Origin of the sequence: Nocardioides panacisoli (genome assembly GCF_019448235.1) — a bacterium.
Taxonomy (GTDB): Bacteria; Actinomycetota; Actinomycetes; order Propionibacteriales; family Nocardioidaceae; genus Nocardioides; species Nocardioides panacisoli_A.
Genome location: NZ_CP080409.1, coordinates 472,667 through 489,771, shown reverse-complemented (window position 1 = coordinate 489,771; position 17,105 = coordinate 472,667). Strand labels below are relative to the sequence as shown.

At 70.9% G+C, this 17,105-nt stretch carries 17 protein-coding genes; 5 read left to right on the top strand and 12 right to left on the bottom strand.

The genetic code is table 11. The features are described 5' to 3' along the window. Positions 1–7: 7 nt before the first annotated feature. Entirely contained in the window at positions 8–1,132 is a 1,125-nt protein-coding gene (locus tag KUV85_RS02405; protein ID WP_219961621.1) for a D-alanine--D-alanine ligase family protein, read from the bottom strand. A gap of 24 nt (positions 1,133–1,156) precedes the next feature. Here KUV85_RS02405 and KUV85_RS02400 point away from each other — a divergent pair, with 24 nt between their 5' ends. Further along, on the top strand, positions 1,157–2,257 hold the full coding sequence (locus KUV85_RS02400) for a trans-sulfuration enzyme family protein (RefSeq protein WP_219961620.1): 1,101 nt from the start codon (positions 1,157–1,159) through the stop codon (positions 2,255–2,257). 13 nt (positions 2,258–2,270) lie between these two features. Here the strand turns inward: KUV85_RS02400 and KUV85_RS02395 are convergent, their stop codons facing one another. Continuing rightward, positions 2,271–3,275: an NAD(P)H-dependent glycerol-3-phosphate dehydrogenase gene (locus KUV85_RS02395; protein WP_219961619.1), complete on the bottom strand. Its 1,005-nt coding sequence runs from the start codon at positions 3,273–3,275 to the stop codon at positions 2,271–2,273. Then, on the bottom strand, positions 3,276–4,040 hold the full coding sequence (locus KUV85_RS02390) for a lysophospholipid acyltransferase family protein (protein WP_219961618.1): 765 nt from the start codon (positions 4,038–4,040) through the stop codon (positions 3,276–3,278). It abuts the gene before it with no gap. Between the two features lie 73 nt (positions 4,041–4,113). Between KUV85_RS02390 and cofC the strand changes: the two genes are divergently transcribed. Beyond that, entirely contained in the window at positions 4,114–4,746 is a 633-nt protein-coding gene (gene cofC, locus KUV85_RS02385; protein WP_219961617.1) for a 2-phospho-L-lactate guanylyltransferase, read from the top strand. A gap of 49 nt (positions 4,747–4,795) precedes the next feature. Here cofC and KUV85_RS02380 read toward each other — a convergent pair whose 3' ends face one another. From KUV85_RS02380 to leuC, 3 genes are all read right to left on the bottom strand, one after another. Further along, positions 4,796–5,530, bottom strand: coding sequence for an HU family DNA-binding protein (locus KUV85_RS02380; RefSeq protein ID WP_219961616.1), 735 nt, complete (start codon positions 5,528–5,530; stop codon positions 4,796–4,798). A 335-nt stretch (positions 5,531–5,865) separates the two neighbouring features. Continuing rightward, a complete protein-coding gene (leuD, locus tag KUV85_RS02375; protein ID WP_219961615.1) occupies positions 5,866–6,477 on the bottom strand; it encodes a 3-isopropylmalate dehydratase small subunit in 612 nt (203 codons plus the stop codon). Positions 6,478–6,504: 27 nt separating this feature from the next. Continuing rightward, positions 6,505–7,920: a 3-isopropylmalate dehydratase large subunit gene (gene leuC, locus KUV85_RS02370; protein ID WP_219961614.1), complete on the bottom strand. Its 1,416-nt coding sequence runs from the start codon at positions 7,918–7,920 to the stop codon at positions 6,505–6,507. Between the two features lie 120 nt (positions 7,921–8,040). On the opposite strand from leuC, the gene KUV85_RS02365 reads away from it, so the two are divergent. Continuing rightward, complete coding sequence (locus tag KUV85_RS02365) at positions 8,041–8,763, top strand: IclR family transcriptional regulator (RefSeq protein WP_219961613.1); 723 nt, start codon at positions 8,041–8,043, stop codon at positions 8,761–8,763. Positions 8,764–8,833: 70 nt separating this feature from the next. On the opposite strand, the gene KUV85_RS02360 is transcribed toward KUV85_RS02365, so the two are convergent. The 5 genes from KUV85_RS02360 to KUV85_RS02340 are packed head-to-tail and all read right to left on the bottom strand — an operon-like array spanning position 8,834 to position 13,911. After that, the gene (locus KUV85_RS02360; protein ID WP_219961612.1) at positions 8,834–9,379 is read right to left on the bottom strand and encodes an NUDIX domain-containing protein; all 546 of its coding nucleotides are present in this window, start codon (positions 9,377–9,379) and stop codon (positions 8,834–8,836) included. Further along, positions 9,376–11,295: a M48 family metallopeptidase gene (locus tag KUV85_RS02355; protein ID WP_219961611.1), complete on the bottom strand. Its 1,920-nt coding sequence runs from the start codon at positions 11,293–11,295 to the stop codon at positions 9,376–9,378. Before KUV85_RS02355 ends, KUV85_RS02360 begins: the two co-directional genes overlap by 4 nt. Positions 11,296–11,317: 22 nt before the next feature. Next, complete coding sequence (locus KUV85_RS02350) at positions 11,318–11,923, bottom strand: LemA family protein (RefSeq protein ID WP_237690186.1); 606 nt, start codon at positions 11,921–11,923, stop codon at positions 11,318–11,320. A gap of 57 nt (positions 11,924–11,980) precedes the next feature. Continuing rightward, the gene (locus tag KUV85_RS02345) at positions 11,981–12,460 is read right to left on the bottom strand and encodes a methylated-DNA--[protein]-cysteine S-methyltransferase (RefSeq protein WP_273543997.1); all 480 of its coding nucleotides are present in this window, start codon (positions 12,458–12,460) and stop codon (positions 11,981–11,983) included. After that, positions 12,460–13,911, bottom strand: a complete 1,452-nt coding sequence (locus tag KUV85_RS02340; protein ID WP_219961610.1) for an AlkA N-terminal domain-containing protein — start codon at positions 13,909–13,911, stop codon at positions 12,460–12,462. The genes KUV85_RS02345 and KUV85_RS02340 overlap by 1 nt, the downstream gene beginning before the upstream one ends. A 178-nt stretch (positions 13,912–14,089) precedes the next feature. On the opposite strand from KUV85_RS02340, the gene KUV85_RS02335 reads away from it, so the two are divergent. Both KUV85_RS02335 and KUV85_RS02330 read left to right on the top strand, forming a co-directional pair. Beyond that, positions 14,090–15,265, top strand: coding sequence for a GGDEF domain-containing protein (locus tag KUV85_RS02335; protein WP_219961609.1), 1,176 nt, complete (start codon positions 14,090–14,092; stop codon positions 15,263–15,265). Positions 15,266–16,137: 872 nt separating this feature from the next. Next, a complete protein-coding gene (locus tag KUV85_RS02330; RefSeq protein ID WP_219961608.1) occupies positions 16,138–16,401 on the top strand; it encodes a hypothetical protein in 264 nt (87 codons plus the stop codon). 87 nt (positions 16,402–16,488) lie between these two features. On the opposite strand, the gene KUV85_RS02325 is transcribed toward KUV85_RS02330, so the two are convergent. Then, positions 16,489–17,097: a TetR family transcriptional regulator gene (locus KUV85_RS02325; RefSeq protein ID WP_219961607.1), complete on the bottom strand. Its 609-nt coding sequence runs from the start codon at positions 17,095–17,097 to the stop codon at positions 16,489–16,491. Positions 17,098–17,105: the final 8 nt, after the last annotated feature.

Here is a 17,105-nt window from a genome sequence, read left to right as displayed (position 1 = left end):
CCGGCCCTCAGCGCAGGCCCGTGCCGCGCTGGAGCGCCAACCCGATGAGCCGGTCGATGAGGTCGGCGTAGGGCAGCCCCGAGGCGGCCCACATCTGCGGGAACATCGACAGCGGTGTGAAGCCGGGCATCGTGTTGAGCTCGTTGACGACCAACGAGCCGTCCGGCATCACGAAGAAGTCGACCCGCGCCAACCCCTCGCACCCGGTCACGGTGAACGCCTGTCGTGCCAGCTCCTGCACCCGCGCCGTGACCTCGTCGGGCAGGTCGGCCGGCACGTCGAGCTCGGTCGCCTCCTCGGGGAGGTACTTGGCGTCGAAGTCGTAGAACTCGTGGTCCCCGGTGATGCGGATCTCGGCGGGCACGCTGGCCTCCGGCTCACCCTCGAGGGACTGCAGGACGCCGCACTCGACCTCGCGTGCGCCCTCCGCCGCCACCTCGACGAGCACCTTGGGGTCGTGGGCGAGAGCACCCTCGACGGCGGCGTCGATCTCGCTGTCGTCGTGGATCTTGGCGATCCCGATGCTCGAGCCGCCCCGCGCGGGCTTGGCGAAGGTCGGGAACCCCAGTCCGCGGATGCGCTCGCGGACGTCGAGCCGGTCGCGCTCCCAGTCGCGCGCGGTCACGGTCACGCTCGGCATCACCGGCAACCCGGCCTCGGTGAGGACGACCTTCATGAAGGCCTTGTCCATCGCCACGGCCGAGGCGAGCACCCCGGCGCCCACGTAGCGGACCCCGGCCATCTCCAGCATCCCCTGGATCGTGCCGTCCTCCCCCCACGGTCCGTGCAGCAGCGGGAAGACCACGTCGACGTCACCGAGCTCGCGTGGCGGGGCACTCGGGTCGCTCACCGTCAGACTGGTGCCCCCCTCGGTCCGCACCAGCGCCACGGTGGGCAGCGAGTCGTCCACCGCCGGCAGCTGGCCGCGCCCGGTGATGCGGTGCCGCTGGGGGTCGTCGGCCTCCAGGACCCACTGGCCGTCGGGGGCGATCCCGATCGGCAGCACCTCGTACTTGTCGCGGTCGATCGCCTCCAGGACGCTGCCTGCAGTGACGCAGGAGATCGCGTGCTCGCTGGAGCGCCCGCCGAAGACGAGGGCGACACGGGGACGGCGGCCGGTGGAGTCGTTCATCGGGCCAGACCCTACCGTTGGGCCATGTCCGCTTCGCGCTCCGACGCCTCCTCCCCCCTGCGCCCCGCCACCCTCGCCGTCACGGCCGGTCGGCCCGCCAAGGAGCCCGACGCGCCGTTCAACGCGCCGATCACGATGGCCTCCACCTACGTCGCCACCGGCGACCTGGAGTACGGCCGCTATGGGAACCCGACGTGGAGCGCGTTCGAGGAGGCCCTCGGTGCGCTCGAGGGCGGCCGGGCACTCGGCTACGCCTCCGGCATGGCCGCCGTGACCGCCGTGCTGGACCTCGTCGGCCTCGGCTCCGGTGTCGTCGCTCCCCAGCACGCCTACACCGGGAGCGTGATGGCACTGGGCGACCTGGAGTCGCGGGGGCGCCTGCACTCGACCCTGGTCGACATCACCGACACCGACGCGGTGATCGCGCGGATGTCGGAGGACGAGGACTGTGCCCTGCTCTGGGTGGAGTCCCCCACCAACCCCGCCCTCGAGGTCGCCGACCTGCCGCGGCTCATCGAGGCCGCCCACGAGCTCAGCATCCGGGTCGTCGTGGACAACACCTTCGCCACCCCGCTGCGGCAGAACCCGCTCGAGTCGGGCGCCGACATCGTGCTGCACTCGGCGACTAAGTTCCTCGCCGGCCACAGCGACGTCCAGATGGGTGCGCTCGTGGTGCGCGACGAGGCCGTGCACAAGGCGCTGAAGGATCGACGCGACCTGACCGGCAACACCCCCGGCCCGTTCGAGACCTGGCTGACGCTGCGGGGCATGCGCACGCTGCACGTGCGCCTGGATCGTGCCGAGGAGACCGCCAAGGACCTCGCCGACCGGCTGGAGCAGCACCGGGCCGTCACCGAGGTGCGCTACCCCGGGTTCGGCGCGATCGTCTCCGTCGTGGTCGAGGGCGGTGGCCCCGCAGCAGACCTGTTGGTGCGCGACACCCGACTGTGGGCGCACGCCACTTCGCTGGGCGGGGTGGAGTCCACCCTCGAGCGGCGGCGGCGGTGGAAGGCGGAGGCCGCCACCATCCCCGAGGGCCTGGTGCGGCTCTCGGTCGGCATCGAGGACGCCACCGACCTCTGGACCGACCTGGAGCGCGCGCTGGACCGCATCGCCCCTCGGTGATGCTCGGCCGGGCTCAGCCGATCTCGGCCTTGGGGTCGCGGTTGATGAACGCCGCCATCATGTCCGAGGTCGTCATCCGACCGTTCACGACCTCGTCGACGGCGTACGCGATCGGTGCGTCGACGTCGGCGCTCTCGGCGAGGGCACGGATCGAGGAGCAGGACTTCGCGCCCTCGGCGACCTGACGCGTGGAGGCGTAGATCTCCTCGGTGGTCATCCCCTGCCCCAGCTTCTCGCCGAACGTGCGGTTGCGCGAGAGCGGCGAGGAGCAGGTCGCGACCAGGTCCCCGAGGCCCGCGAGCCCCATCAGCGTCAGCGGGTTGGCGCCCTGGTTCATTGCCAGACGGGCAGTCTCCGCGAGACCACGGGTGATGAGCGAGGCCGTGGTGTTGTCGCCGAAGCCGAGCCCGACCGCCATGCCGACGCAGAGGGCGACCACGTTCTTGTAGGCACCGCCCATCTCGCACCCGAGGACGTCGACGCTGGTGTAGGGCCGGAAGGCGGGCGAGTGGCACCGCTGCTGCAGCATGGTGGCGACGTCCTCGTCCTCGCACGCGACGACCGAGGCCGCCGGCTCGCGGCGCGCGATCTCCTTGGCGAGGTTGGGGCCGCTGATGACGGCGATCCGCTCCGGCCCGACGTCGGCGACCTCCCCGACCACCTGGCTCATCCGCTTCAGCGAGCCGAGTTCGATGCCCTTCGCCAGCGAGACGAACACCGCCCCCGGCTGCACGTAGGGCAGGAAGTCCGGCAGGTTGTCCCGCAGCGACTGTGACGGCACGCCGAGGACGACCACGTCGGCGCCGGCCAACGCCTGCTCGGGGTCGTGGGTGGCGCTGACAGCGGGTGGCAACTCGATCCCCGGGAGGTAGTCGGAGTTCTCACGGCGCTCGTTGATGCTGACCGCCGCCTCCTCGCGGCGTGCCCACAACGACACGTCGTTGCCGCCGTCGGCGAGCACGATGGAGAACGCCGTCCCCCACGATCCGGCGCCCAGCACCGCCACCTTGCTGTTCATTCAGCGCTCCTCCTGGCCCGGCAGGCCCTTCCTCTTCTTGAACCGATCGCCGTGGATCCGCATGTCGTACCGCTCGGCCGGCGCGGGTTCGCCCCGGATCTCGGCCACCTCGGCGGTGATCGCCGCCATGATGCGTTCCGTCGCCTCGGCGGTCACCTCGGGGGTGCGTTCGCGCGCTGCGAGATCGGCGAGCACGACGGGCTCGCCGGCCCGCATGGTGACCCGTTTGCGCGGGAACAGGTGCGGCCGGGTGGTGTACGGCGGCAGGATCTCCTGCGCCCCCCACTGGCCGACGGGGATGACGGGGCATCCGGTGGCGAGCGCGATCCGGGCCGCCCCGGTCTTGCCGCGCATGGGCCACAGGTCCGGGTCGCGGGTGATGGTCGCCTCGGGATAGACCACCACGCACTGGCCCTCGCGCACGGCGGCCACCGCGGCGTCGTACGCGCCCATCGCGTTGCGGGACTCCCGCTCGACGGGGATCTGACCCGCGCCCCGCATGATCGCGCCGAGGACGGGGTTGTGGAACAGCGCGGCCTTCGCGAGATAGCGCGGGGCCCTGCCGTGGTCATGGACGAAGTGGGCCGCGGTGAGGGGGTCCAGGTGCGAGAGGTGGTTGAGCACCACCACGCATCCCCCGCTCTCGGGGATGCGCTCGCCGTGGGACCACGATCGCTTGGTGAGCGCGAGGAGCAACGGCTTGAGGATGACCACCGCGAGGTTGAAGGCCCAACCACGCTGGTCCTGCATCTTGCGAACGACCACGAGGATGCAGGCTACCGTTCCGCCGCCGGCGTCCGGGTGAGCGACCGTGCGGGTCACCTGACAGGATCCTGCCGTGAGTCCCGCGCACGTCGCCATCGTCCCGGTGAAACCACCCGGCGTGGGCAAGTCGCGTCTGGTCTCGGTGCCCGACGACCAGCGGGGACGCCTCGCCGTGGCGTTCGCCACCGACACGCTGCGCGCCTGCCTCGCCGCCCGACGGGTCGCCGCCGTGCTGGTGGTGACCGACGACGCCGGTCTTGCGGAGTACGCCGCGTCCCTGGGGGCGACGGTCACCGACGAGCCCGGAACGGGCGAGGGTCTCAACGGCGCCTTGCGCCACGGTGCCGCCGTCGCGGCCCGACGGTGGCCGCAGCTGCGCCCGTTCGCCCTGTGCGCCGACCTCCCGGCGCTGCTGCCCGACGAGCTGGATGCCGCGCTCGGTGGGCTGTCCGATGCGCCGGGGTTCGTGGCCGACGCCCACGGGACCGGGACCACGATGTACTCGGCGAGCACCTCGGACTTCGCACCGCATTTCGGCGCCCACTCCGCCGACGCGCACCGGGTGAGCGGCGCCGTCCCGGTGTCCGGCTCACTGGTCGGGCTGCGCCTCGACGTCGACGATGCCGAGGACCTGGCGAGCGCTGTCACCCACGGCGTGGGGGCGGCGACGCGGAACGCCCTGCGAATGCTGCCCGGGCCACGCTGACACGACGAGGGCCGCCCACCGTGTCGGTGGACGGCCCTCGGAGTCGGACTCAGGACTTCTTCGCGGCTGCCTTCTTGGCCGTGGACTTCTTGGCCGTCGACTTCTTCGCCGGCGCCTTCTTCGCGGTCGACTTCTTGGCCGTCGACTTCTTCGCGGTCGACTTCTTCGCGGTCGACTTCTTGGCCGTCGACTTCTTCGCGGTCGACTTCTTCGCGGTCGACTTCTTCGCGGTCGACTTCTTCGCCGTCGACTTCTTGGCCGTCGACTTCTTCGCCGGCGCCTTCTTCGCGGTCGACTTCTTGGCCGTCGACTTCTTCGCGGTCGACTTCTTCGCCGGCGCCTTCTTCGCGGTCGACTTCTTCGCCGGCGACTTCTTCGCCGTCGACTTCGTGGCGGTCGACTTCTTCGCTGCGGACTTGGTCGCCGTCGAGGACTTCACTCCCGGGGTGGCCTTCTTGGCGACAGCCACGGCCTTCTGCGCCGGCTTGGGCAGCTTCGGCAACTTCTTGCTGCCGTCGATGACGTTCTTCAGGTCAGCGCCGGGAGTGAACTTGGGCACGGACTTCTTCTTCGCACGCATCGACTCGCCGGTCCGCGGGTTGCGCACGGTGCGGGCCGGACGGACTCGCTTCTCGAAGGAACCGAACCCGGTGATGGCGACCTTCTCGCCCTTCGCGACCTGACGGGTGATGGTGTCGAGCACGATGTCGAGGGCCTGCGCGGCATCCTTGCGGCTGCCCTCGAAACGCTCGGCGAGCGCGTCAATCAGCTGTGACTTGTTCACTCTGTGTCCTTCCGACGGAACAGCGTCCGTGCCGTTCGTTGGCCGTGCGCCCGGCCCTGCGCCCGACGCTCCTAGCTGGCACGCTAAGCACTGCGCCGCACCGATCACAACGATCTGCCCCGGAATGGCGCGGGTTTTTTCAAGCAGGAAGCGGCAATTCTCGACTTCCCGATTGCCAGGTCACCGCATTGCGGTTGCCCCGTGGGACACCATTCGCGAATGTCCCGCGAGGTGCGGAGAACGTCAGAACCCGCGCACAGCAAGGGAAAACTGGCTCGGCCGACTCGTCCGTCACCGCGAAGCGGGGTCACCGCACGGCGCGCGAACCGCAGGATTCAGAGCGTTGCCGGCTTCCAGGACGGTCGATCGGACTCGAAGGCGCTGATCGCGTCCTCGTGTCCCAGCGTGATCCCGATGTCGTCGAGCCCCTCGAGCAGCCGCCACCGCGTGTAGTCGTCGATCGCGAAGGGTGCCTCGAGCACGACGCCGTCCCCGGACTCGTCCGCACCGGCCCGCACGGTCTTCGCCTCCAGGTCGACGGTGATCGAGGATCCGGGGTTCGCCTCGAGGTGCTCCCACAGCGCGGTGATGGCCTCGGGCTCGACCTCGGCCGCCAGCAACCCGGCCTTGCCGGAGTTGCCGCGGAAGATGTCGGCGAACCGCGAGGAGAGCACCGCCTTGAAGCCGTAGTTCTGCAGTGCCCAGACGGCGTGCTCGCGCGAGGAGCCGGTGCCGAAGTCCGGGCCGGCCACCAGCACCGAACCCGCGGCGTACGCCTCCTGGTTGAGCACGAAGTCAGGGTCGTTGCGCCAGGCGGCGAAGAGCCCGTCCTCAAAACCGGTGCGCGTGACTCGCTTGAGGTAGACGGCCGGGATGATCTGGTCGGTGTCGACGTTGCTGCGGCGCAGCGGGACGCCGACGCCGGTGTGGGTGGTGAACTTGTCCATGGTCTTCCTTCGGGTGATCGAGCCGGATCAGACGGTGGCCAGCGACTCGAGGTCGGCGGGTGCCGACAACGTGCCGCGCACTGCCGTCGCGGCGGCGACGGGCACCGACACCAGGTGGGTGCGACCACCCTTGCCCTGGCGTCCCTCGAAGTTGCGGTTCGACGTCGAGGCGCTGCGCTCCTGCGGCGCCAGCTGGTCGGGGTTCATGCCCAGGCACATCGAGCACCCGGCCCCCCGCCACTCGGCGCCGGCGTCGATGAAGACCTGGTCGAGCCCCTCCTCGATCGCCTGGTTCCGGACGCGCACCGATCCGGGCACCACGAGCAGTCGGGTGTCGGGGGCGACGGTGTGGCCCTTGATGATCTCGGCGGCGAGGCGGAGGTCCTCGATCCGGCCGTTGGTGCAGGAGCCCACGAAGACGGTGTCGACCTTGATCTCGCGCATCGGCGTACCGGCCTCGAGACCCATGTAGTCCAGCGCCTTCTCGCACGAGTACCGGTCGCTGGGGTCCTCGAAGTCCTCCGGGGAGGGGACGGCAGCACCGAGCGGCACGCCCTGTCCGGGGTTGGTGCCCCAGGTGACGAACGGCGTCATCGTCGAGGCGTCGAGCACGATCTCGCGGTCGAAGGTCGCGTCCTCGTCGGTGGCGAGCGAGCGCCAGTGGGCGACCGCGGCGTCCCAGTCCGCGCCCTGCGGCGCCTCGGGGCGACCGTGGATGTAGTCGAACGTGGTCTGGTCCGGGGCGATCATGCCGGCCTTCGCACCCCACTCGATCGACATGTTGCAGATCGTCATGCGGCCCTCCATCGAGAGCTCCTCGATGGCCTGGCCGCGGTACTCCACGATGTAGCCCTGGCCGCCGCCGGTGCCGGTCTGCGTGATCAGGTTGAGGATCAGGTCCTTCGCGGTGACCCCCTCGGGCAGCGAGCCGTTGACCGTGACGGCCATCGTGCGCGGCTTGGCCTGCGGGAGCGTCTGCGTCGCGAGGACGTGCTCGACCTCGGAGGTGCCGATGCCGAACGCGATCGCACCGAAGGCGCCGTGGGTGGAGGTGTGGGAGTCCCCGCACACGATCGTCATGCCGGGCTGGGTCAGCCCGAGCTGCGGGCCGACCACGTGGACGATCCCCTGCTCCACGTCGCCGAGCGGGTGGAGGCGCACCCCGAAGTCCTCGGCGTTCTTGCGCAACGTGTCCACCTGGGTCCGGCTCACGGGGTCCGCGATCGGCTTGTCCCAGTCCAGGGTCGGGACGTTGTGGTCCTCGGTCGCCAGGGTGAGGTCGGGCCGGCGTACGGTCCGGCCGGCGAGTCGCAGCCCCTCGAAGGCCTGGGGGCTGGTGACCTCGTGGATCAGGTGGAGGTCGATGAACAGCAGGTCGGGTTCACCGGCGGTCGATCGGACGACGTGCTCGTCCCAGACCTTCTCAGCAAGGGTCTTGCCCATGTTGCGCTCCTCAGTTCGTGCGGTGTTCGCGAGGCGGCGACGGATCGCGTCACCGCTTCTCGCGCGATGGAACCCACTCTACGTCTTGCATCCCACTCATTGAGACGTCAGTATTGGCATATGGACAACTCGAGCGGAGTGGGCGTCCTCGACAAGGCAGCCCTCGTACTCACGGCCCTGGAGTCCGGCCCCGCCACGCTGGCCGGACTCGTCGCCGGCACCGGCCTGGCGCGTCCCACGGCGCACCGGCTGGCGGTCGCACTGGAGCACCACCGCCTCGTCGCGCGGGACATGCAGGGCCGCTTCGTGCTCGGTCCCCGCCTCTCCGAGCTGTCCGCGGCAGCAGGCGAGGACCGCCTGCTCGCGACGGCCGGTCCGGTGCTGGCGCGGCTGCGCGACATCACCGGCGAGTCGGCCCAGCTCTTCCGGCGCCAGGGTGACCACCGGGTCTGCGTCGCCGCAGCCGAGCGCCCCTCCGGCCTGCGCGACACCATCCCCGTCGGCTCGCAGCTGACGATGCGCGCCGGATCCGCCGCACAGATCCTGCTGGCCTGGGACGACGCCGAGCGGATCCACAAGGGACTCCAGAACTCCTCCTACTCCGCGGCCGAGCTCTCCGCCGTACGCCGTCGCGGCTGGGCACAGTCGATCGGCGAGCGCGAGCAGGGGGTCGCCTCGGTGTCGGCCCCGGTCCGCTCCCCCGGCGGCAAGGTGATCGCCGCCGTGTCGGTCTCCGGCCCGCTCGAGCGTCTGACGCGCCAGCCCGGACGCATGCACGCCCCCGCCGTCATGGCCGCGGCCGAGCGGCTCTCGGAGTCGCTGCGCCGCGCGGCGGCGGAGTGACTCGTCGTCACCAGCGATGTGGTCGTCATCTCTCGGCGCGGACGACGAATTCGCTGGTGACGACGGCTCCTCAGAGCCGACCGAGATGGACCGCGGCACGTAGCAGCGCTGCCAGGGTCTCCCCGTCATCGATCTCGCCGCGGTCGACGCGGGCCATCACCTCGCCCCACGGGACGACCTCGACGCCGGCGATGCCCTCCTCACGCTGGCCTTCCCCCTCCTCGACGCGGGTGAGGTCGCGGGCGAGGAAGGCCGTGCCCGGAGCGTCGGCCAGGCCGTTGAGGGAGTACATCGGCCCCAGCTCGGTCCACTCCTCGGCCACGTAGCCCGACTCCTCGCGCAGCTCCCGAGCCGCGGCGGCCTGCAGTGCCTCGCCGTCGTTGCCGCCGGCCGGGATCTCCAGCGAGTCACGGCCGATCGGGTACCGGTGGAGCCGCACCATCACGACCTCGTCGGCCTCGGTCAACGCCACCACGAAGACCGCGTGGTTCCGCACCTGCACCACGCCGTACTCCCCCGGCCGGCCGTCGGGGCGCGTGACGTCGTCGGCCCGCAGCCGCAGCCACGGGTTCTCGTACGCCGTCCACGACCGGTGGGTCTCCCAGCCGCCGGTCATCGACGGCCCCGCATCGCGGGCGGGATCGGGCAGTGCAGGACACCGCACACCGTGCGGACCAGCTCGAGCTCGGCGACGCGGACGGCATCGTCGGCGCGGGCGGTGGCCACGAGCGCGTCGACCAGGCGGGCCTTCTCCTCCCCCTGCAGGCCGTCCAGGTCGCCCCAGGCGGCGTCGAGCGCGGGCAGCTCGGCCGGTGGCGCGTAGGCGAGGTCTTGGCCCGGGAGGAGCACCGACGCACCGGCGTCGAAGGCAGCGGTCCGCTCCGCATCGGTGCCGTGCCCCGCGGCGGCCACGGCGGAGAGCAGCGCGGCGGCCGCCGGCCGGCAGTCCGCGAGCCGTCGCGACCGGGTCGGCCACGGCGGGCGCCCGGTCAGGAACTCGCTCATCTGCGTCCACAGCAGGGTGCCGAGGCAGTACTCGAAGACGCTCACCCGCTGGTCGGCGCCGATGAGGTCGCCGACGACCGCGATGACGGTGCGGACCTCGTCGCGACCGTGGGCACGCAGCGCCGGGAAGGCCAGCTCGGCGAGCGGGAGCCGGCACGCCGCGTCGATCCCCTCGAGTGACTCCCCGGCCTGCCACGCCTGGTCGGCGACGTCGCGTCCGTGGCCGCGGACCACCAGTTCGTACTGCGCCTGACGGACGTCCGGGTCGCTGGAGAGCAGCAGCCCGTGGACGAGGCCGAGGACGAGGTCCGGGCGCCGTGCGGCATCCAGCAGCGGTGCCGGGATCGCGGCGAGGAGCTCGGCGCCGGCACGGAAGGACTCCTCGGTCGGGTTGCCGACAGTGCCCCGGAGGTCGCGAGGTGCGCCGGGAGTGACGGCGGATTCCGTCGCGGGACGGGCCTCACCGGGCCCCGCGAGCCCGAGTGCGGCGTCCTCCGCCATGCCGTCCGGCGGCGTACGCCGCCACTGCCGTTGCAGGTCCGCCACCTCGGCGGGCTCGAACCCGGGTTCGAGCTGGCGGATCCGCTCGACGAGCGGCGGGTGCGTGGCGAACATCGAGGAGAAGTCCAGCCCCTCCCCGAAGAGCATGTGGCTGACGTCCTCGACGCGTCCGCTGCGGAGCCGGGAGCCGTCCTCGAGTCCCCCGATCTTCTTCAGCGCACCGGCGAGGCCCTCGGTCTGCCGGGTGTACTGCACGGCCGACGCGTCCGCGAGGTACTCGCGCTGCCGCGAGATCGCGGCCTTGATCAGGCGGGCGAAGAAGACACCGATCGACCCCACCACGAGGATCACCAGCCCGGCGATCATGAAGGCGGCCGCGCCGTTGTTGCGTCGCCCTCCCCCGGTGCCGCCGGAGTAGAGCAGGATCCGGCCGATCACCCCGAGCACCGTGATGCCGGCCAGCACGCCGATCAGTCGCATGCTCAGCCGCATGTCGCCGTTGACGATGTGGGAGAACTCGTGCCCGATGACGGCCTGCAGCTCGTCGCGGTTGAGCCGGTCCAGGGTGCCTTGGGTCACGGCGACCGCGGCGTCCGCGGGCGTGGAGCCGGCGGCGAAGGCGTTGATGCCGGGTTCCTCGGGCATCACGAAGAGCTGTGGGACGGGGGTCGCCGAGGCGATGGCGACCTCCTCGACCACGTTGCGGTAGCGCACGAGCGCCGGTGTCGAGGCGAGCTCCTCCAGCGGGACGGCACCGAGCTTGCGGGCCACTGCGGCACCGCCCCCGGCCCGAAGGGCGAGGATCCGCACGACCGAGACCACGCCGATCATCCCGACCACCACGGCAGCGACGACGGCACCGGTCCCGAGCAGTCGTTGCGGGTCCGGCGAGGGATCGGACTGGGCCAGTGCCAGCAGGAACACGCCGTCGATGACGACCACGATCAGCACGACCGCCAGCAGGAACAGCAGCACCAGCCGCGTCGAGGACGTGCGGACGCTGCGTTGACGCTCGAAGAAGTCCATGGGGGCTCAGCTCGCGCGGGGCTCAGAAGGAGACGTCGGGGGCCTCACGCTTCTCCGGGTCGTCGATCTCGAGCAGTGCCGCCTCGTCGAAGCCGAACATGCCGGCGACGATGTTGCCGGGGAAGGCTTCACGCTTGTTGTTGTAGGTCATCACGGTGTCGTTGAAGGCCTGGCGCGCGAAGGCGACCCGGTTCTCGGTGGACGTCAGCTCCTCCGAGAGCTGCATCATGTTCTGGTTCGCCTTCAGGTCCGGGTAGGACTCCGACAGTGCGAAGAGCCGGCCGAGCGCCTGGCCGAGCATGCCCTCGGCGCCGCCGAGCTGGCCCATGGCGCCCGGGTCGCCGGGGTTGTTGCGGGCGCCGTCCTGGGCGTCCACGGCGGCGGTGCGGGCGCGGATGACCTCCTCCAGCGTCTCCCGCTCGTGCTTCATGTAGCCCTTGGCGGTCTCGACCAGGTTCGGGATGAGGTCGTGGCGGCGCGTGAGCTGCACGTCGATCTGGGCGAAGGCGTTCTTGTAGCCGTTGCGGGCACGGACGAGTCCGTTGTAGATCAGCATCGCTGGCACGGCGACCGCGAGGACCAGGACGAGGACGATCACGAGGACGACGACGAGTGCGACGACGCTCACCGGGCTCCCTCTCTCTGCGACGGGGTCGAGGTGTCGTTCACGGTATCGGACCCCCGCTCAGAACAGGGAGTCCTGCTCCAGGTCCAGCAGTGCCTGTTTGCGTTCGACGCCGCCGGCGTACCCGGTCAGCGTGCCGTTCGCGCCGATCACGCGGTGGCACGGGACGACGATCGGGATCGGGTTCGCACCGTTGGCCACGCCCACCGCACGGGAGGCGGCATTGGTCTTGCCGAGCCGGCCGGCGATCTCGCCGTAGGAAGCGGTCTCGCCGTAGTCGATGGCGGTGAGCTGCTCCCACACTGCCCGTTGGAAGTCGGAGCCGTCCGGGGCCAGCGGCAGGTCGAACGTGCGCCGCTCGCGGTCGAAGTACTCCGTCAACTGCTTCGCGGCCTCGGCGAGCACCGGGTGGGCGTCGTCGCGGGCGCCGCGGGGGCGGCCGTCGCCGTCGCGGAACGGGCTGAACTCGATCGCGGTGATGGCGCCGTGGCGCTCCACGATGCGCAGCGGGCCGATCGGTGAGTCGATGACGGTGTGCATCAGTCCTCCTCGAGGGACGTCCAGAGGTGCAGGAGTGCGTAGGAGCGCCAGGGGGCCCAGCGCTGCGGGTCGGCGTCGGGACGCGTGCGCAGCGCGTGACGCACCCCGACGTCGGTGGACAGGAAGACGTCGGGGTCGCCGAGCGCGCGCAGCGCAATGTAGTCCGCCGTCCACGGTCCGACGCCGGGCAGGTCCAGCAGCGCGCGGCGTACGTCGTCGCGTGGCGAGGCGCCGTCGAGGTCGATGGCACCCGCCGCGACTGCCGCCATCGCGCCGACGAGGGCGCGACCCCGGGCTCCGGGCATCGGCAGGGTCGCGGGATCGATGCCCGCGACCGTGGCGGCGTCGGGGAAGAGATGGGTGAGGCCGGGCTCGCCACCGTCGTGGACCCGGCCGTGCTCGGCGACGAGCCGGCCGGCGACGGTCCGCGCGCTCGCGACGCTGACCTGCTGGCCGAGGATCGCGCGCACGGCCACCTCGGCACCGGCGACCTGGCCGGGCACCCGCAGCCCGGGACGCCGGGTTACCAGCGGGGCGAGTGTCGCGTCGCGCCCCAGGTGGTCGGCGATCGGCAGCGGGTCGGCGTCGGCATCGAGCAGGCGGCGTGCCCTGGCGAGGGCTGCCGCGGTGTCGCGCAGGTCATGGAGGGCCAGGGTCACGGGGACGACCGCGGTGCCGGCGTCGTGCTCGTCGCGGAGCCGAAGGCTGATCGTGCCCGGTCCACGGGGCAGGTGGACGGTGCGGGCGTACTCCTCGCCGCGGACCACCTCCACGCCGGGAACGGCACGCGCGGCGAGGAAGTCGCGCAGGCAGCGTCCCGCGAAGGGCGTGCGTACGGCGACGCGCAGGCTGATCGTGCCGGCGCTCGTGCGGCTCCCCCGTCGGTCGCGCAGGGCGGTGGGCGTGGCTTCGTACACCGCGCGGAGGGTGTCGTTGAACTGGCGGATGCTGGCGAATCCCGCCGCGAACGCGATCTCGGCGAAGGGTAGGTCGGTGCTCTCGACGAGGACTCGCGCGGTCTGTGCGCGCTGCGCCCGAGCCAGTGCCAGGGGGCCGGCGCCCAGTTCGGCACCGAGGATGCGGGTCAGGTGGCGCGGCGAGTAGCCCATCCGGTCCGCGAGGCCGGCCACGCCCTCGCGGTCCACGACGCCGTCGGCGATGAGCCGCATGGCGCGGCCCGCGGCGGTGGCCGCGACATTCCACTCCGGGCTTCCCGGGGTCGCGTCGGGCAGGCACCGCTTGCAGGCACGAAAGCCAGCCGCCTGGGCGGCCGCGGCACTCTGGTGGAAGGTGACGTTGTGCGCTGCCGGGGTCCGCGCCGGACAGGACGGGCGACAGTAGATGCCGGTCGTGCGCACACCGGTCCAGAAGACGCCGTCCCACCGCCGGTCACGCGAGCGCACGGCCGCGTAGCAACGGTCCGCGTCGAGTGCGGTGGTGGTCGAGGCCATGGGCACCATCGTGCCCGCCGCCGATGCCCCACGCTAGCGGGAAACGGACACATCGGCGCGCGCCGAGTGCCCGGGCGCCTCCCGAGCACCCGTCCGGTTCTGCCGGTTCTCGCCACGAGGGCGACCGACGATGGGAGACTGCTCTCGGAGGGCTGTCGAGGTACCGCGGGGGGCGTGAATGGAGACTCTCGACGTCTTCAGCCTGCGCGTCGCACTCGGGGCGGTCGCGCTGACGGCCCTCGTGTTGATGTACGCCGCGGTCTTCCGCGCCAACCGGTCTGCCTACTGCGCCTGGTGGTGCTGGGCCCTGGCCGCCTTCATGGCAGGGACGGCGTGCTATCTCCTCAACGGCACCGATCACCAGGTGTGGGCGAACCCGCTCGGCAACGCCCTCACCGTCGGTGGGGCGTGGTGCGTGTGGCTGGCAGCGAGGTCGCTGCGGCGACCGGTCACCAACGCCTGGTGGGCCGTCGTGCCGATGGGGGCGACCGGCGCCGCCGGTCTGTTGGACGACTCCGACGTGGACGTCTGGGCCGGCGGCGCGGTGCTCCTGGCTGCGATGGCACTCCTCTTGGGGCTGGCCAGCCTGGAGCTCCTGGCCCTCGTTCGGGCTTCACGCACCTTTGCGACCCACGTCGTCTACACCCGGTTCGCGCGAGTGATGGGCATCACCTCCACCGGGCTCGCCGCGTACTACGCCTGGCGCTTGGCCCTGTTCGCGCTCGTCGGCCCCGAGCACACCCTCTTCGTCTCCGGTGCCGGGTCCGTCCCCACCACCATCGTCACGATGGTGGTCCTGGTCGTCGTCTCGTTCAGCGCCACCGCGTTGAGCAACGAGGAGCAGACGTTGTCGCTACGAAAGCGCGCCAGTCTCGATCCACTCACGGGTTTGCTCAACCGCGCCGACCTGGAACTGCTCTCGGACCGGGAGGTCCAAAAGGCCCGGTTCACCGGGACGACCGCTGCCGTCGTCCTCGCCGACCTCGATCGCTTCAAGGACATCAACGACACCTTCGGGCACCAGGCCGGCGATCAGGCCCTGCGGCTGTTCGCCGACTCCTGTCGCCACTCGGTGCGATCCTCGGACGTGCTCGGCCGCTACGGCGGCGACGAGTTCGTCATGGTGCTCCCCGCCGCGGACGCCGACACCGTCACCGAGGTGATCACCTCGATCCGCCGGCTCTTCACCGACGGCCAGTCGGGCCGTGACGGTGTCGTGCACAGTGCCAGCTTCGGTGTCGCGTACAGCGATGCCGAGACCGACTTCCCCACCCTGCTGGCGCACGCGGATGCAGCGATGTACCGCGCGAAGGCCTCGGGCAGGGGCGGGGTCGCCGTCCACGAGGGGCCGTGACACCGACCATGGCGACGCAGGGGCCACACAGCACGAAGGGCCCGGTCACCGACCGGGCCCTTCGTGAGTGGTACCCCCGACCGGATTCGAACCGGCGCTACCGCCTTGAGAGAGCGCCCGAGGGGTGTGTTGACGATGATGAACATCGATGAAACCGCAGGTCAGACCGCATCTTGAGGGTTGAACCTCGTTGACACAATCGGACGGTTTTCGAATCTCGTGAGGCCAATCTGTGCCCTTGACGGCGATCAGGCATCCGAACCGCACTTGCTCTGCCAGCCAGTCATACCAACGGCCTCCCTCTACCCGTTCGAGCTCTACTACGACCTGTAGTCACTTCTTCGCGTAAAGCTCGGACTCCGTTCTCGGTGCCCGTCTCCGTTCGTTGCCGCACCAGGGTGCGGGAAGACTCGGCGGCGCCGTTGCGCTTGCTGGGGTCTGGCGGATCCGAACCAGCACTCGAACTGGGAGTCGCGAGAGACGTGTCTGGTTGCGGCCGACGCCAGAACGACGCGCGAGAACCGAGAACTCGCCGAGCTCGCCGTGGCTGCGGTAGACCACGACTTCAGCGTCGACGTCATCGGGACGGAAGCACGGCTGGGTGGCAGCTGATTTGTGGTGCCCGTAATAGGCGCTCACCCCGTACCGCAGCTGGCGCGAGGTCAACGTCCGAGCCCACTCGCGGAGAAGTCAGACGGACATACACGATCGCGCCGAGAGTGAGCCCCCGCGCAGGCCACCCAGAAAGCGGCGGCGTAGCCATCGGCGAACGACGACTGGGCATGTCGGCGAAATCGGTACCCCGTGCATCCGAGGGTGCGGTCGCTGTGGCAAGGGCCGAAAGAGGGACCGCATCGGAGCGACTGGGCGCCTTGATCACCGCGCAGGCCTCGGTCATGCTCGACCATCCGCACCTGTGCGCGCCTTGGTGGGCGACCTGTGCCCCGCCTCTCACCTGCCCGACCTGGCGCTTCCGCTCGACGCCCCCATTTCTCACCCCGATCCAGCAGCTCCTCGATCAGGGCGTGGCGGACGGTTCGATTCGACGTTTCGATGATCCGACCACCGTCGCCGCCAGCATCTTCGGAGCCGTCAGGGTGATCGGGCTGAGCGTGACGGCCGGCCGCGTCCCTTGATGCGTCCTCGCTGTCGGAGTCGATCCACCGGATGTTGGCGCTCGGGATCGCCGCTGACCCCGCGACCTAAGGCCCGCTCCAGTCACGTCAGGTCGTCACGGACCGCTCCGGCGCTGTGAGTCCGAGGTACCGCAAGCCCACCTCGGTGATCTTGCGGGCGGTGTCTTCCCGAGACAGCGTGGGCAGGGCGAGGTGGCTCACGGTGAGCCGGACCAGCGCGTCGGCGGCGTCGGCGGCCTCGCCGCCGCTGAGGCCCGGGACACGAGTCGTCAACCATTTCGCCAGGGAACGCGAGGCAAGCTCGAGCAAGTGCGCGGACGTGGTGAGCAGCGGCAGGATCCCGTTCGCAAGGGGCGCAGCATCGCGGTTGGCGATCAGGACCGCTCTGAGCAGAGTGCTGTCCTCGGCCTCGTGCAGCACGTACTCCACCGAGGCTGCGAGTCCGGCGGCGGCGTCGGCTCCATGGTGGGCGAGAACGTCCTCGATACCGTCGATGAAGCGGGACGCCTCACGCAGCACCACGGCCTCCCCCAGGCCTGGCTTGTCGCCGAACTCCTTGTACAACAGGGCGCGCGAGATGCCGACCGTCTCGGCGATCTCGCCCATGCGCACGCGATCCCACCCACGCTCCGCGATGAGGTCGTGGGCGGTCTCCAGCACCGTCGCGCGGACATGCTCGCGGTAGCGCTCGCGCATGGACGGGG